Raw genomic sequence first — 15,791 nt, forward strand, 5'->3', positions numbered from 1 at the left:
TGCGGTCAGCTAGTGACCGGCCTCTGGCCGCATCCTTGAGTGCCGTCCCTGGAACTGCAACGCTCTCTTTCTGCCGGCGCGCTGGTGGCGCCGGTGTGCTTCGTGTTTCTGGTGCGAATAGTGCGGTGCAGCGTGACCTGTCGGTACCCTGCGTAAGAAGGGAAAGTGGGGCGATGTTTGCGTGGCAACCTTTGCATCGCGCCGTTTTGAGACGCATGGTCAAGTGCGAGGGGCCGGCACGGCTAGAGTCTTGCGTCGGCATTGCGCGCAACGCGGTAGTGCCGATCTCAAGCCGGTGTCACGGCAATCTTCAGCAGGATGCAGCAAGACATGAAAGGGAACGTTTTTACCCGCGATGAGCTGGACGCCTATTTTTCTTCCTTCGTGGGCATGGAGGGAGGCAACCCGGCGGCAGCGGTCTGGATTTGCGATCATGTACCTACCACGGTAGGCTTGCCGCTGGCGGCGCCGCTGGCTCCGCAGCGAGTGCCGAGCGCCTGGGACGCGCACTTTCGTGTCGCTCACGCACACAATATGGCAAGGTGGCAGACGCACCAGCGCATCGCGCGCATCATGTCGGCGGCCTGGGAAATGGTGTTGTTCGCCCGGCGCGATAACTGCAGCTGGCAGCGCTATCTTGCCGAGTATCTCTACCGTGCGCGCGGCTGGGAATTCAAGCTGAGCCTGTTTCCGTTGCCGATTCGCGCGGACAACGGGCTGCCCTGGAAGCGGCTGTATGGTCAGCAGCCCGAACTCAATCCCAAGGTCAACTACCTGTCACTGTGCCGCAGCGGCGGACGCTTCCGCTTCATCGAGGCATTGCGCCGGCGCCAGCGCCCCAAGGTGGTGATCTGCCTGGGCGAGCGTCACGAGGACGACTATTTGCACGCGTTTGGCATGCGCGGCCAGGCATACACCGAGCATGTCCTGAAGCCGGCTGACCAGGCACGGGTACTGCGCGTCTACCAGGACCAGGGCACGCGCCTGGTTATCTGCCCGGCGGTGGCCGGCGCTGCCGGCCTGGGATCGGACGTCCTGTTGAATGCAATGGGGCACTTCATCAGCCAGTGGCTGACGATCGCCGATTTCCAGATGCGGCCGGAAGAGCCCGATCGGCACCGACAGGTAGAGGCCGAAGCCTCGATGTGACACCGTTTGGCCACTGCGGCCGCGGTGTCATCACGCGGCGTGACGCTGCATCCATTGCTGATAATCCTTGCCCTGGACTGCGTTCGCGGCTTGCCAGAAGGCACGGTTGCTGGCGTCGGTGGCGTAGGCCCGCAGGTCGCGCGGTGACATGCCGAGGGTGCGGCGGAATGCGCGCGTAAAGTCGGACGGGCTGTTGAAGCCCAGCCCGTAGGCGATGTCGTTGACAGCCAGGTGAGGGTAGCGCACCAGGTCCTGCGCGGCAGCCCGCAGCCGGCTCTTGCGAATATAGGCTTGCACGCCGCCTTCGGGTTCGAACAAGCGGTAAAGGGTGGCTCGCGAGATTTCCAGCTTTGACAGCAGCCTGGTGGGCGACAGTCCGGCCTGGCCGGGATCGGCGTCTATCAGCCGACGGGCGCGTGCCAGTACGGCGCTGCGCACCGCGGCGCGAGTGCTGCCGTCCAGGCCCACGCCTCGCCGCAGGGCCCCGACCAGCAGCTCCACGCCGGTGTGCATGGCGTGCACGGCGGCCTCGGGTGTCATGGTTGGCAGATCGCGACTGAGCGCGACGGCGTGTGCAACGGCCAGTCGGCTCAGCGGTGTGTCGGTCTCCACGATACGTCCGTGCGCGGCCTCGGCCTCCATGAAAATGGCATCCATCGTTATGCGCGGGACGAAGAATGAGAGCGCGCGTGTTGCCTCGCGCCGCATCTCAATCGGCTGCCCAAGGTCCGTCAGCAGAATACCTCCGTGGCGCGGCCGTGGATTGCGGCGCTCACCCACCACTACGCCGGAGCTGCCTTCGACGAAGACCTGTATCGCGTGATGCCGTGCCGAGTCAGTCGAGATACGCGCGAGGCTGCGTTGCAGCGTGACGCCGTCACAGCGGCAGTCCGTGAAAGACATGTCCGCGATCAGGTAGCGGTCGATGGCTGCATGAAAGGGCGCAAGGAGGCTGTCGCGCGTGACTTCCAGGTCCATGACGTGCCCAACGCGTTGTCGCCACGCAAGTATCTGACCCCTGGCGGCCTGCGGGCCATCGGTACCCACCTCGAAGTGGCTGTGCGGCAAGCGTTCGGGTTCGGCGCGCGTTAGGTGGGCAGCGTGGCGCGGTGGGGCAGTGACGTTTGACACGATTGATGGCGCGAAGCTTGCTGGCTGTTACCGGACGGTACAGAAGATTGGCACACGAGGGCTACTTTAACCCAAAGGCACGACGTACGGATGACAGGCGGGCACGCTTGTAGCTTGACTTGCTACGAGTTTATTGAGGCCTCGCGCGCGTGATTGCCGTGATATTGCGTTGAACGTTACCCCGCTCAAGAAGGGAAGCGAGATGACAACGTATCCCTCGAATGGGGGGAGAAAACACGCTGATTCGCGCGCAGAATCCGGCCGCTGCCTAGTTTGTGTGGTGCAACAAATCGCTGAGCGGGGGCTCAGCCTTTTGGCATCCTTTACTCACCCACGCGGTAGAGGCATGAAAAAAGAACTGAATACAGTGTTTACGCGTGAACAGTTGGAAGAGTATTTCGCTTCGTATGTAGGGATGGAAGGGGGAAATCCGGACGCGCCAGTATGGTTTTGTGACAGTTCACCGCATCCGAGAGCGGAGTCGATGGTGGCGCCGCTGGTTCCGCAAGCGCAAGCCAGTGCGTGGGACGCTGCGTACCGCCACAAGCACCGCGACCACATGGAGCGCTGGCAGTCGCACCAGAAGATTGCAAGGATCATGGCCGCAGCGCGCGCACATTTCTTCAACACGCCCCTGGGCGAGCGGGACTGGAAGCATTACTTCGAACATCATCTGTACGCGCCGCACGGCGCGGAGTTCAAGCTCAGCCTGTTTCCGCTGCCAGCGCGCCTGATTAACCAGACACCGTGGTCGACGGCATTCCGCGGCCAGCCGGAGCTTGTGCCCAGGCAGCGTTACCTCGAGCTTTGCCGCGACGGTCAGCGCTTCGCCTTCATCGACAGGATCCGCAGGCTCTGGAAGCCAAAGGTGGTGGTATGCCTGGGCGAGCGTCACGCCGACGATTTCGTGCAGGCGTTCGCGCTCGGGAATGTGCGCAGTGGCGACCACATCCTGCAGCCCGCTGACTTGCCCAAGACCCTGCGCGTGCTCGAGCACGACGGCACCACGTGGATCATCTGCCCGGCACTGGCCGGCGCAGCGGGACTGACGTCCGACGTGTTGCTTGACGCGATGGGGCAGTACATTGCCGGCTGGCTGGGACCGGGCGATTATCCTGCGCTCCGCTCTGGTGCAGGCGCCTGTTAGCGAAGATGTAGTGAGTCACGGCGAGCCTGCGTCGGCAATGCCGAGGTGCGGCTTACGGGGCTGCGCGCAAGGACAGGCTATCCCCCGCCAAGTAGGGGTGACACCGATTAGGGGATTTGTTTATCTGTGTGCTGGCGCGATCTGCAAGCTGCTGCAGCAAAAAACCGCTTGCGAGCCGAAGCGTGGCACGACAGGGCAGCGTAGGGCGCCGGAGACTGTGCGCGGCAGTATTCCGTCGCAGGATTTCCCCACCAATGTATCGACGTACCGAAGTATCGATCTCAGGAGAGAGAAGCGTGCAAACCAAAACCCGGAACATCTTCACCCTCGGCATCATGGCTGCCGCCGCGGCAACGCTTGTTGCTTGCGGTGGGGGCGACGATTCGCCCTCGCCGTCCCAGCCTTCTGCCACCGTGAGCGGCAAGGCGGTGGACTTCTACCTGTCCGGCGCGACGGTCACCTTCCTCGATTGCAGCAACAAGACCGCGACGACGAATGCAACCGGCGACTTCACCTTCCCTGCGGGTTGCACCACGAGCGCGCTCAAGGTGACCGGCGGCACCGATATCGGTACTAACCAGCCGTTCACCGGGGTGCTGCAGGCACCGGCGGTGACATACAAGGAGGGCGTGACACCGGTGATCTCTCCGCTGACCACGCTGGTGGCGCAACTCGGCCCGACTCAGGCAGCTGCACTGGCGGCGAAGCTCGGCCTGGCAGGCAAGGACCTGGCCACGCTGGACCCGATGCAGGACGCAGCCACGCTCAGGGCGGCGGTCGTGGTACAGCAGTTGGTCGACCAGGTCGCCAAGACGCTGACGGGCCTGGCCACGGGTGGCACGCTGACCGCCGAGGCTGCGGCCGCGGCGGCTGCCAAGGCGGTCGCCAGCGCCGTGGCCGGCGCGTCTGGCACGGCTGACCTGGCCAGCAGCGCGCTGGTGACGAACGTGGTGTCTGGCGCTGTGCAGAACGCCCAGAGCGGCCTGCCCGCGAGCCTGCAGTCGAACATTGCCGCCGTGGCAGCCAACGTGGCCGCACTGGCCGGCCCGCTGATCACGAGCCAGGTGTCGAGCGTGAGCACGGCGCTGAACGACATCGCGCTGAGCAGCAGCCCGGCTGATACGTTGGCAAAGCTGAAGGCAAGCGGATCGATCAACGCCGTGACCGAGAGCGCCCAGTCCAACACGACCACGGCGCTGGTCAAGGCTGTGACGCCCGCCGCGCTGAATGATGCGTCGAACGCGTCCAAGCTGGCCGCGCTCGGCGACGCCGTGTCGGCCGGCAATACCGCCGAGATCCAGCAGGCAGCCTCGAACCTGGGCAGCGCGGTGGACAGCACCGCGATCAACAACGTGGCGAACGCGGTCAAGCTGACCAACTACGTCCAGCTGTCCAACCTGACGATCAACGGCCAGGCTTACCCGATCACCGACACGATCTCGGTCACGGGCGGCACGCTGAGCTCGATCAAGGTCGCGCTGACGCAGAATGGCGATGCCTTCAATGGCGGCCCGTCGCAAGTGCGCGCTGGCCTGAGCTATACCTACGGCGGCAACCAGGTCGACGTCATCATCGAGAACGTGACGCTGACGTTCAATGGGACGCAACTGGTGAATGCGGTGGTGCCGGCCAACACGAGCTATTCGTTCCGGATCAGCGGCAACCAGTCCGCTGCCGCGACCCTGACCAATGGCGTGGCGGACAATCTGTTCGACAGCGCCAACGGCGGCGCGCTGAACCTGCCGTTCACGGTGTTCCTCGGCAAGCTGAAGTCTGCCGGCTCACTGAGCCAGGCGCAGGTTGACGCCCTCACGCCGAAGTCGGTCAGCACGTTCCCCGTGACGCTTGCGCTGACAGGTATTAGCGGCAAGGACGTGAAGCTGGGTGCGCTGGTAGATGGCAACGTGGAGAACGTCAAGACCGCGACGGTGAAGACTGACGCGGCCAAGGTGACCGGCGACGGCTTCAAGACTACGGTTACGCTTAACCCGTGACCGGCGCGTAGTGGTGCCTTCCGCCCGGATGGGGAAGGCCATGCCCCCGGTCATCCGGACGCATGCCTCAGGGCATTGCCATGGGTGGCCGGGTTCTTTTTGTGTCTGCGTCGAGTCCCTGGGGACGCGCCACGAATGAGGCTTGCCCCGCGGCCTCGGAGTTTTCTATGCAGCTGTTTCGCAAGCGCCGGCTGGAGCAAGCCTGCGCCCTGATGCTGGGGCTGTCGTGCGCGGGCGCGGCCAGCGCCGCGCCGGACGATGTATTCATGCAGGCCGAGCCCGCCACGGGCGAGTTCACCTCGGTGCGGGTGGAGGCCAGCTACGACATGGTCAATCGCACCGTGGATGTCTTCAACCTGCGCGGCGGGCAGGGCCCCGTGTCGGACAACGCCGGCGACTATCGCGGTGGCAAGCTGATGCTGGGCTACAAGTTCTCGCCGTACTGGTCTGGGTCGGCCACCTACTGGCGCCGCGGTATCGATTACGGACAAGATCATAACCAGATCGACAGCTGGATGTTGGCCATGCACTACGACCCGCTGGCCGAGCCCGGCGCGCGCGATCGCGTCATGGTGCGATTCTCGCTATGGGGAGACCACGCCGGGAGCCTGAACCGCTCGACGCCGGTCACGGTTCGCAACACGACCTTCAACAGCCTCACGGTGAACAACGCAAATGACGTCCAGGGCCAGGCCGACGTCATCTTCTCGGGCGAGCTGACCGAGCGCAACCAGCTCACGGGTTTCGTCGGGCTCGGGATCAGCCGTGTGAGCATCGGGAGCATCAACACCCGTCTGCAGCAAGGCAATTGCAACTTCAATGTCTCCATCGGCTCTGACAATATCGCCAACGGCGCGCTGGCCGCACCGTGCCGCGCTGGCAATGCCACCCTCCAGTCGGCCTCGTTCGCAGTTGATGCCAGCCGGTTCGGGATCAATTTCAACGACGATTTCAACTACACCGCCGGCTACCTGAACCTGGGCGGCTCATGGCGCTGGAAGTACGAGAACTTCGCCGCGCGGCTGGGCTACCAGTTCCAATACCTGCTGCGCAGCAATGTCGATAGCCGCGCGAAAACCTATGGGTACTCGCCGATTCGCTCGAACCATACGCTGGGGCTGGAGCTATCGTATGCGGTAGTCAAGAACGTGGAGGTGTTCCTGCGCGGCCAGGCGTCGCTGTACAACTTCGTCGGCACCATCCCGTTCCTCTATAACGCCACGACCGCTGGCAAGCTGGACCGGTACTACGGCTACGGCTCGATCGGCATTCGCTTCTCCGGGTTCTGAAATCGAGATCCAGACTCGGGCCTTCTCTTTCAACAGACATAGAATGGCTTGGAGGCGTGTGTAGCGTGGCCAAGTAGTAGTGTTGATTCCTGTTTGTCACCAAGCCAATTTCGCCATGTCGCAATACACCTGGCTTGCAGTTCGAGCCTTGGGCATCGGTACGCTCATCGTTACCGTGGCCGTAGTCTTCCGGCAATCATATCTGCGCGTTGCCACCGAGGCCGGCATTGCCAGCCCAGCAGAGGCGCCCAGGGCAACGCTGCTGAAGCAATGCGAGGCTATGCACGGCCGCCTGAAGAGTCGCCATGATTCCGAAGAAGCCGCAGAAGCAGACCGGGATCCGCGCGCCCTTTGTATCGAATCGTGATTGTATGGGGGCTGGCATCGCTGCTGGATACACAGCGATGCTTGCAGTCTTGTTTGTGAACCGCCGTATGCGGAACCGCACGGACGGTGGTGTGAGAGGGGTGAAGGGGTGCCCCCTCACCAACTCAACGGCAGGCAGCTTTGTCAGGCAACCACGCTGTCTGCCGGATGATGGCCATGCTGCTCCAGGTAGCTGCGGAAGTCGGCGCCGACTTCCTGGTGCTTCAGCGCGAACTCCACGGTCGCCTTCAGGTAGCCCAGCTTGCTGCCGCAGTCATAGCGGCGGCCCTGGTAGCGATAGGCCAGCACCTGCTCCTGGCTTAGCAGGGACTGGATCCCGTCGGTCAGCTGGAACTCGCCGCCGGCACCGGGCTTCAGCTCGCGCAGGTGGTCGAAGATGCGCGGCGTCAGGATATAGCGGCCGACCACGCCAAGGTTGGAGGGGGCATCTTTCGGCGCGGGCTTTTCCACGATGCCGGACATCTTGATGACGCCCTCGTCCCATTCGCGTCCGTCGACTACGCCATAGGAGCGGCTCTGCTCCGGCGCGATCTCTTCCACGCCCAGCACCGAGCATTTGTAGTGGTTGTAGATGTCGACCATCTGCTTCATCACCGGCGGATTGCCGTCGATCAGGTCGTCGGCCAGCATGATGGCAAAAGGCGCGTCGCCCACCAGCTTGGCTGCGCACAGCACCGCGTGGCCCAGGCCCAGTGCTTCGGGCTGGCGCACGTAGAAGCACTCGACGTTGGCCGGCTTGATAGAACGGACCGCGTCCAGCAGCGCCTGCTTGTTCTTGGCCTCGAGCTCCACCTCCAGTTCGTAGGCCTTGTCGAAATGGTCCTCGATGGCGCGCTTGGAGCGGCCCGTGACGAAGATCATCTCGGTAATGCCGGCGGCCATGGCTTCTTCCACGGCGTACTGGATCAATGGCTTGTCCACGACCGGCAGCATTTCCTTCGGGCTCGCCTTGGTGGCGGGGAGGAAGCGGGTGCCCAGTCCCGCGACGGGGAAGACGGCCTTGGTAACGCGGTTGTCCATATCCTGTGTTCCTTCTGAATGTTTAGTGGTTCAATCAGCTTCCACAACTCGTCATCAATGATCGGCTTTGCCATCACCCTGATCCGTCGTTACGCTGGCTCAGCCAACAACTTCTGCCTGCGGCGCGCAGTTACGAGCGATGCGGCAGCATGCACGCTCCAGCCACGTCGCGCGACGTAGCGGTTCGATGCCAGCCCGGTGGCATTTCGCATCGAGCAGTTGTCGGAATTTTGCATAAGGCAGGCTCGAAAGCATGCGGGCGCGATTTGGGCTGGCAATCCCGGCGCCTGCTTCCTGGCGCTGAAGTCCAGGTCCTCCGCACCAGCGGCTTCCCCTTCGCCAAGGCCTTCGGGGGGCTTTCCCTTTCAAGAATATGTGCGCACAACCTTGCTCTTGAGCGGCCAGGGTCGCGCGGCGAGTATCCAGATACAGAGCAGCGGCCCAAGGATCGGGATCAAGGAAATATAGGCATACAGCGCACTGAATCGCGCAGACCTGAACACAATGCGGAATGGAACGAACCATGCCGCCTCGAAGGCGACGAACGCTAGCAGATAGATCATCGCGGCTTACCGGTGAGGTTGACCCAGAGCGAAGCGCATTCCTGGTTTATTGTGCGCTGCAACCTGATTCTACCTACTCGTAGGGTGCGCCGAACCCCCCTGAGTAAGGGACTGCAAGCGAATGGGTCCGACCTTGAATCCCTCCCACTTGACGCTAGCGTGCGGCCGACACTGCGGGGAATGCACGTGCGCACAGCCCTCGTGAATGTGCCTCGATCATGGATTGGAAGGGCGCGTGGTTTCCATACGCCGCGGTGGTGACGAGGAGGAGCGCAGCAGCGGCGGCAACCGGTCGAAATGGTCTGAATTCAGAGCGCGTGAGAGCGCGAACAAAGAGCGCGCCGATGGCAGCACCCAAAAGCCAGCCCGCGATGACTTCGGGAACCGTGTGCGCGTGATCGAAGACCCTGGCGACAGCAGTCAGCAGGCCGACAAGCAAGCCGGCGATGGCGCCGATGCCCGCGTTGCCTCCCATGCCCCGGGAAAGGAGTGCGATGGCGACGGTCCAGACAGCGGTCGACAAGGTGGTATGCCCGCTGATCATGCGAAATCCGATCGAGGAAATCTCGAACCCGCATCCCGCGTACAGGACTTTAGTGATGCCGGTGAGTGCCATGCCGGCAGCCAGAAGCAATATCCAGCGGATGGCCAGGCGGGGAGCTGATATTCCCAGCCAGACTGCGCATGAAATGGCGACTGGTAGCGTCAATGCGGCATCGCCGACATCGCTGATTGCGTTCCACATAGTCTCTTTGAGGAGAGAAGCTGCCACAGCTTGACGCAGGCAAAAGAAACTGCATTCAAAGCAATCGGCGGGCCTGCCGCGGAGGCGGCTGGGGCAAGCTGATACAGCACGACGGCATATGCCGCGATCAAGCGCAGCAGGTCAAGGCAAGATCGCGGGCGGAGTCGCCGGGAGGTGTCTTCATTTCGGAGCCTTTGGCTGCTGGAGTGTAGAACCGCCCGTGGACGGGTACAGAGATGGTGAACGCGGCTGGGGATTTGTCATTCCGCTTCTGTCAGACGATGTGTCTCCAGACTGGGAGCCGCCTGCTGTGCCGCTATAGCGCTTCCCAATATCGGCGTTCACGCCACCCGCGGAGTAGCTTTGCATTTGGCCAGTGCCGTAGCTGGCACCGCCGTACTGCGTGCCACCAGTCTGGCCGTGGCTGGCCACACCAAGACGCTGGCCGGCATGGGCGCCCCCAGCAACCAGCACGAGTATCAAGAGGGATGGAAATTTCATTTGCAGCCTCCGCTCATGAATGGGTGCGCACAGGCCTTGTCTTGAGCCGCCCACGCTGGCACTGCAAGCATTTATTGTGCGCTGCAACCTGATTCTACCGACTAGTCGGCTATGCCGATCCCTTCGAAGTGGGGGATTCCAAGCGATTGCCACGGACTCGAATGACTCCCCACCGCCGCCATCCCGAGGCCTGAGCAGCCGCCGCAGCCGTCCGTCCGGCTGCGCCTGCGTCCGATCATTGATGACGCGCCGGCCGCGCACCGCGCTCAGAACGGCAGCGGGCCCACCGCGGATTGCGGCGGCAACGGCGGGAACGCGATCAGTCCGGTCTGGCGCTGCAGCGCATAACGCACGTAGACGCCGGCATACCACTGGCGATAGTCGCGCGCGTTGTCGATGCCCACCAGGCCGCCCACATAGAGTTGCTGCGCCGCCTGGTATTCGATCGAGCCGACCAGGTTGTAGGCCAGGCCGGTCTTGGACTGGCCCGGGTAGACCGCGCTGGTCCCGTTGGTCAGGCCCTTGCCGTTGGCTGTGGCCACGGCGGCATTGGCCGCCGACTGGGCCGCCGCGTCGGTCGGGAAATAGTTGGAGTCATCCTCGCTGAACGCCTGCACGCCAAGCGCGCCGCGCACGTTGTAGGCCAGCCGCCCGGTGCGGCCCGACAGCGAGAGCGGCACCGTCACCGCGAAGTAGGTCTGCGGGCTGAAGTACCCGCCCTGGCCGAAGGTGAAGTAGCGCAGGTTCTCCGCATACCTCATCGAGGTAAAGTTCACGCCGCTCATCAGGCGCTGGTCTGGGGTGTCGATCACGCGCAGGTAGAAGCCGCCGCCGCCTTCCCAGCGCGTGTTGCGCTTGACGTCGTGGCCGGTCAGCAGGCCGTAGCCGCCGTAGCCGTAGATGCCGAAGAGTCCGTCGTCCCAGCCCACGTCCGCGCGCGCGCCGCTGTTCATTACGCCGCCCCATTGCTGGCCCGTGCGCTCGTCGCGCACGCCCGCATAGGACAGCAGGCTGTCCGTCACTGGCCGGCGCGATGCGCCGAGCGACAGCGTGGTGCGCTGGGTCAGCGGCAGGTTCAGGCGCGCACCGGCGTTGACGTCGGTGTAGCGGAAGCCCAGCGGCGTGCTGCCCAGGTCGGCATTGAAACGGTCGGATTCGTAGGCCACGCCGAGCGCCACCCCGAAGGCATTCTGCGTGCCCGCCGAGGTGGATTTCAGCGGGCTGCCGTTCAGGTTGACCGCCGCGCCGTTCACGCCATAAGCCAGCGGACCGCCGCCAAAGCGCGAGGCGTTGTTGTAGTCGCCGCCGACCGAACCGGCATCCAGCGCCACCGGCGTCACGCGTGCCACCAGCTTGCCGTTGCCCGCCGCCATCTTGGCCTCGGCCGTGACCTGCAGCTCGGTGAGCTGGCTCATGCCCGAATCACCGTTGCGCCCGCGCAGCATGGGGCCGCCCGCGAGCGTGGCGGTGCGCTGGGACTCGATTTCCTGCAGTTCCTGCCGGGCTGTCCTGGGGCCGGTCGGGTTGGCTTGCGAATCGGTGTCGGCCAACCACGGCGCGCGCGACTGGGCACCGAGCGGCTGGCGGGCCGGCACGGCGGATGCGGCGCCGTAGCCGTCGGCTGCGGCCACTGTCTGGGCAGCGGGGTATTGCTGTGCGGGGTATGGTGGCGCCTGATATTGCGCTGCATTCGGAAACGGCGCCGGATACTGCGCGGCCGGCTGCTGCGCCTGTGCGGCAGGATAGGCAGGCGCAGCCGCCACGACCTTCGTGCTCTTGCCGCGCGTGGCGCTGCTGGCGGCCGGCGCGCGCTGCGGTGTGCTGGCCGGTTGCGGGTAGTAGGCCTGCGGCTGGATGGCCGATGCGCCCGCGGCCGGCGCCGTGCCGAGGGGCGCGGGGATATACGGCTGGCCGTAGGCCTGCGCGCTGGTATGCATCATCACCGGCGCGGGCAGGGCCGCTGCTGCGGTCGGCGCCGGCACGGCCACGTAGGGTGCCGGCGAGCCCGGGGGCGGCAGTTGCGAGCTGCCGCGTTGGCCCGGCAGGCCGACAAAGGGGTTGGATGGGACGCGGTCGAAGCCGGCGGCGTCGGGGCGGGCGCCGGGCGCGGCGCCGGCGGCGCTCTCGGCCGCCACCGCGGCGCGGAAATAGTCGGCCGCGCGCGACGTCTTGCCCTGCGCGCGGTAGAGGCGGCCGGCGGCGGTCAGCACTTTGGGCGACTTAGGCGCCTGCGCAAGCGCCATCTGCAAGGTGCCTTCGGCCCAGCTGAACTCCTTGGCGGCGGTGGCGGTACCGATTGCGGCCAGCATCAGGTCCAGGTTGCGCCGGTCTTTCTCCAGCACGCTTTCATACAATGCGAGCGCCTTCTGGTTCTCGCCGGCCTGCGCGTACATGCGCGCCAGGCTCGCGCGCACGGCGCCGTTGCCGGGGCGCTCGGACAGCGCCGGGGCCAACGTGTCGTAGGCCGCGACCAGGTCGCCGGCTTCGGTCAGCACATCGGCCTGGCGCACGATATAGGCCACGCGCACGTCGTCGTAGTCGCGCCGCTGGGGCTGGCTCATGCTGGCGCCCGCCAGCTGGCGCAGCACGCCGGCCAGCTCCACGTCCTGCCTGGTCTTGAGCAGGATGGCGGCGTACTGCAGCTGCATGCCGACGTCCGCGCGCGGCGTGCGGCTCATCACGCTTCGCATCAGCGACAGCGCGCGCACCTCGTCGCCGGCATCGGCGTAAGCCAGCGCCAGCGCGCCAAGCTGGTCGGCATCCTGCTGGGCATAGCGCTCGGCCTCCTGCAGCACGGCCAGCGCGGCGCGCTGCTGGCCGGCGGCGGCGAGCTCGGCGGCGCGCTCGGCCTCGGCGTGCACCCACAGGCGACGCTGCAGCGTGCCCATGTCGCGCGTGCGGTTCTGCGGCGGGATCCGTTCGAGCGCATCGAGCCCGCCTTGCCAGTCACCGGTCTCGGCCGACAACAGCGCGCTGGCGTAGAGTGCGTCCGGCATGTCGGGGTTGGACAGCAGCAGGCCGTCCATGATGCCGCGCGCCTGCTCCTTCTGGCCCACCGAGGCATAGGCGCGCGCCGCGTCCAGGCGTAGCCACGGGTTGGTGGGATCGGCCGCCATGGCGTCTTCGAGCGCGCGGCGCGCGCCGGCGGTGTCGCCACGCTTCAGGGCGGCACGCGCCTGGGCACGCGCTTCGTCGGCGCGCAGCTTGCCCAGCGAGCCGACTTTCTCCTGCTGGGCCGGCGTGAGGTTCTGCACCATGGCCAGCGCTTCTGCGCTCTTGTTCTGCGCCGACAGCACGCCCACCAGCCCGCGCGTGGCGTCGGGATTGTCCGGATGCTGCTTGAGCACGCGGCGGTAGGCGGTCTCGGCCTGCGCGTACTGGCCTTCCTCGGCCAGCAGGTCGGCCAGGGCGACCTGAGCGGAGGGCTCGCGCGCGTCGAGTTTGATGGCGCGCTCGAGCAGGCGGCGCGCTTCGGCGCGGTTGCCGGTGTTGCGCGCTGCGCCGGCCTGCTCACACAGCAACCAGTAGGTGGCGCTGTTCTGCGCGGCGCGGTAGCGGCCGCCCGCGCCGCGCCTGGTGGCCTGCTCGAAAAAGTCCACCGCCTCGGCGAATTTCTCCTGCTTGAGCCGCAGCACGCCCATGCCGCCGAGCGCATCGGCATCGTCGGCGTGTTGCGCCAGCGCACTCTGGAAGCGCTCGCCGGCGCGTTCGAGATTGCCCGCGTCGAGGGCGTCGAAGCCCTGCTGCACAAGCTGGCGCACCGGGCTCGCGCTGGCGCCGGCCACGCGCGCGCCATCCTGCTGTGGCTGCGGCTGGATCCTGACCGCGTCGAGCTTCGCGCGGATGGTGGCATCGTCGGGATGGCTGGCCAGCCACGCCTGGTACAGCGGCGCATCGGCCGGGCGCCCGCCCAGCCAGGTCAGCGCGCGGCGCCAGCTCTCGCGCGCCTGACCCGCCACGTCGGGGCTCTTGCTGAGCGCTTCGAGCCCGCGGATGCCTTCGCGCCGGGTGGATTCGCGGTAGGTCAGGTGCTGGGCCAGGGCGAGCTGGGCGCCGTGGTCGGACGGCTTGGCGCGCGCGAGCTGCTCCAGGCCCTTGCGGGCCTCCTCCCAGCCTTGCGCGGTGCCGCCCAGGGTCTGGTAATACTCGAGCGCGAGGCCGCCCTGCGGCGCGGCGCCGCCTGCGGCCTGCTGGTAGCGCTTGACCGCTTCCTCGCTCTGGCCGCTGCGCGCTAGCTGGCGCGCCTGCTCGAGCTGCTGGCCGGTGCCGCCGCTGGTGATGAGCTGCGTCAGCCGCGCCACCAGCGGCGAGGCGGGCTGGGCCTGCTTGAGCCGCTCGAGGTAGGTGCGCGCCGCATCGGCTCGCCCCGACTCGGCCTCGGCCACGCCCATGCCGTACAGCGCCTCGGGCTGGTTGGGATTGAGGCGAAGGATTTTCTGCCACGCTTCGGCGGCGCGGTCGCTGCGGCCGCGTTGCTGCCAGTACTTGCCCTGGTCCACCAGCAGTTTGACCGGGTCCTCCTGGGCGGCGGCGGCTGCGGTGAATGCGGTCAGCAGGCTCAGCACGAGCGTTTTCGCGCGCACTTGCCTGGCGCCTGGCGCCCGCATGGAAATGATCGCGCGTCCGTTCATGGCCGGGCGCTTGCGGTTCTGCATGCTTTCTCCCACTCCAGCTCGAGTTGCCCCGAAGGGGCGAACCGGTAGCGGCCTTCGGCAAAGCCGAGGCCGAATAGTCCCAATACGGTGTCGTAATACGTGGCGGCGGGCTTGCCCGCGGCTGCCGCGCCGAGCATGGCCTCGGCGCGCGCGCGCTGCGCCGCGGCGGCCGGGGATCCGGCCGCCTGCAGGAAGGGCACCAGCGCGGCGGAGAAGCCGGCCGGGCCTTCGCCCTCGAGCGCGCCACTGCCGGCGCGCATGCGCTCGGGCGGGGCGGCGTGCCCCACCATGCGCTGCGCCTGCGGCGCCAGCACCTTCATCAGCACACGCCCGGCGGCATCGCCACGCGGCGTCATGCCGGCCCACAGGTAGACCCGGATCGCGTCATAGCTGCTCACGTCGCCGTTGACGGGGTCGGTGAGGAAACCCGTGCCGCCCTGGTCGGTGCGATATGCCGACCAGTCGGGCACGATGCCCTGTCTCGCCACCGCCTCGACCAGGCGCCCGGCCTGCGTGGCAAGCGTGCCCCACGGTCCGGACGGATCGCCGCCGGCCAGCCGGCGCAGCAACGGCACCGGCAGGTAGCTGGCGTTGAGGCGCCACTGGCGCGCGCCGTCTTCCTTGCCTTCGGCAAAGCCCTGCGGCCCTGGCAACAACATGGCACCGAAGCCCGGTAGCGACACCACTTCCTCGCGCGCCACCATCTTCAGCAGTGCGCGCGCCTGCCCGGCATAACGCGGCTGGCGCCACACGCGGGCCGCCTCGAGCAGCGCGAAGGCAAACCACAGATCGGCGTCCGAGGCGGGGTTGGCGTCGATCACGCCCCACGAACCGTCGCTGCGATGGCCCCATTGCCAGGCCGGCAGCTTGTCCTGCAGGCTGCCCGCGCCGAGGTTGGCGATGCTCCATTGCCAGAGGCGGTCGAACGTGGCACGGTCATTGGCGACAAGCGCGAACACCATGCCGTAGGACTGCCCCTCGGAGGTACTGTGCTGCTCGCGCGTGGACGGGTCGAGCACGCGGCCGTCGGCCTGCACGAAGCGCGACAGGAAGTGCTGGTACAGCGGCCAGGGGCAGGGGGAGGGCGCCGCGGCGCCCGCCAGCGCCGGCCAGCCTCCCAGCGCCGGCAGGGCGGCCAGCGGTGCGAGCCGGGCCATCGCGCCAAGCCCCGGCAGGCGCGCCAGCCAGCGGCGGCGCGGCTGGTTGATGT

10 protein-coding genes are annotated in these 15,791 nt (G+C 66.4%); 5 read left to right on the forward strand and 5 right to left on the reverse strand.

The window, feature by feature from the left end; all coding sequences use genetic code 11:
- Positions 1-330 precede the first annotated feature (330 nt).
- On the forward strand, positions 331-1,149 hold the full coding sequence (locus RS901_RS27550) for a transcriptional regulator (protein ID WP_316153692.1): 819 nt from the start codon (positions 331-333) through the stop codon (positions 1,147-1,149).
- Positions 1,150-1,179: 30 nt separating this feature from the next.
- On the opposite strand, the gene RS901_RS27555 is transcribed toward RS901_RS27550, so the two are convergent.
- Positions 1,180-2,127 carry a helix-turn-helix domain-containing protein gene (locus tag RS901_RS27555; RefSeq protein WP_316153693.1) on the reverse strand — a complete coding sequence of 316 codons (948 nt, stop codon included), beginning with the start codon at positions 2,125-2,127 and terminating at the stop codon, positions 1,180-1,182.
- Between the two features lie 499 nt (positions 2,128-2,626).
- Between RS901_RS27555 and RS901_RS27560 the strand changes: the two genes are divergently transcribed.
- From RS901_RS27560 to RS901_RS27575, 4 genes are all read left to right on the forward strand, one after another.
- Positions 2,627-3,427 carry a transcriptional regulator gene (locus tag RS901_RS27560; RefSeq protein ID WP_316153694.1) on the forward strand — a complete coding sequence of 267 codons (801 nt, stop codon included), beginning with the start codon at positions 2,627-2,629 and terminating at the stop codon, positions 3,425-3,427.
- Between the two features lie 296 nt (positions 3,428-3,723).
- Positions 3,724-5,421: a hypothetical protein gene (locus RS901_RS27565; RefSeq protein WP_316153695.1), complete on the forward strand. Its 1,698-nt coding sequence runs from the start codon at positions 3,724-3,726 to the stop codon at positions 5,419-5,421.
- 167 nt (positions 5,422-5,588) lie between these two features.
- Entirely contained in the window at positions 5,589-6,710 is a 1,122-nt protein-coding gene (locus tag RS901_RS27570) for a hypothetical protein (protein ID WP_316153696.1), read from the forward strand.
- Positions 6,711-6,825: 115 nt separating this feature from the next.
- Positions 6,826-7,077, forward strand: a complete 252-nt coding sequence (locus tag RS901_RS27575) for a hypothetical protein (protein ID WP_316153697.1) — start codon at positions 6,826-6,828, stop codon at positions 7,075-7,077.
- Between the two features lie 143 nt (positions 7,078-7,220).
- On the opposite strand, the gene galU is transcribed toward RS901_RS27575, so the two are convergent.
- The 4 genes from galU to bcsZ all read right to left on the reverse strand — a co-directional run bounded on the left by galU (position 7,221) and on the right by bcsZ (position 15,738).
- On the reverse strand, positions 7,221-8,075 hold the full coding sequence (gene galU, locus RS901_RS27580; protein WP_410054240.1) for a UTP--glucose-1-phosphate uridylyltransferase GalU: 855 nt from the start codon (positions 8,073-8,075) through the stop codon (positions 7,221-7,223).
- A gap of 759 nt (positions 8,076-8,834) precedes the next feature.
- Positions 8,835-9,425 carry a phosphatase PAP2 family protein gene (locus RS901_RS27585; RefSeq protein WP_316153699.1) on the reverse strand — a complete coding sequence of 197 codons (591 nt, stop codon included), beginning with the start codon at positions 9,423-9,425 and terminating at the stop codon, positions 8,835-8,837.
- 767 nt (positions 9,426-10,192) lie between these two features.
- Positions 10,193-14,581: a cellulose biosynthesis protein BcsC gene (locus RS901_RS27590; protein ID WP_316153700.1), complete on the reverse strand. Its 4,389-nt coding sequence runs from the start codon at positions 14,579-14,581 to the stop codon at positions 10,193-10,195.
- Positions 14,554-15,738, reverse strand: coding sequence for a cellulose synthase complex periplasmic endoglucanase BcsZ (gene bcsZ, locus RS901_RS27595; protein ID WP_410054241.1), 1,185 nt, complete (start codon positions 15,736-15,738; stop codon positions 14,554-14,556). Before bcsZ ends, RS901_RS27590 begins: the two co-directional genes overlap by 28 nt.
- Positions 15,739-15,791 lie beyond the last annotated feature (53 nt).

It is taken from the genome of Cupriavidus sp. BIC8F, from assembly GCF_032465815.1.
Lineage (GTDB): Bacteria > Pseudomonadota > Gammaproteobacteria > Burkholderiales > Burkholderiaceae > Cupriavidus > Cupriavidus necator.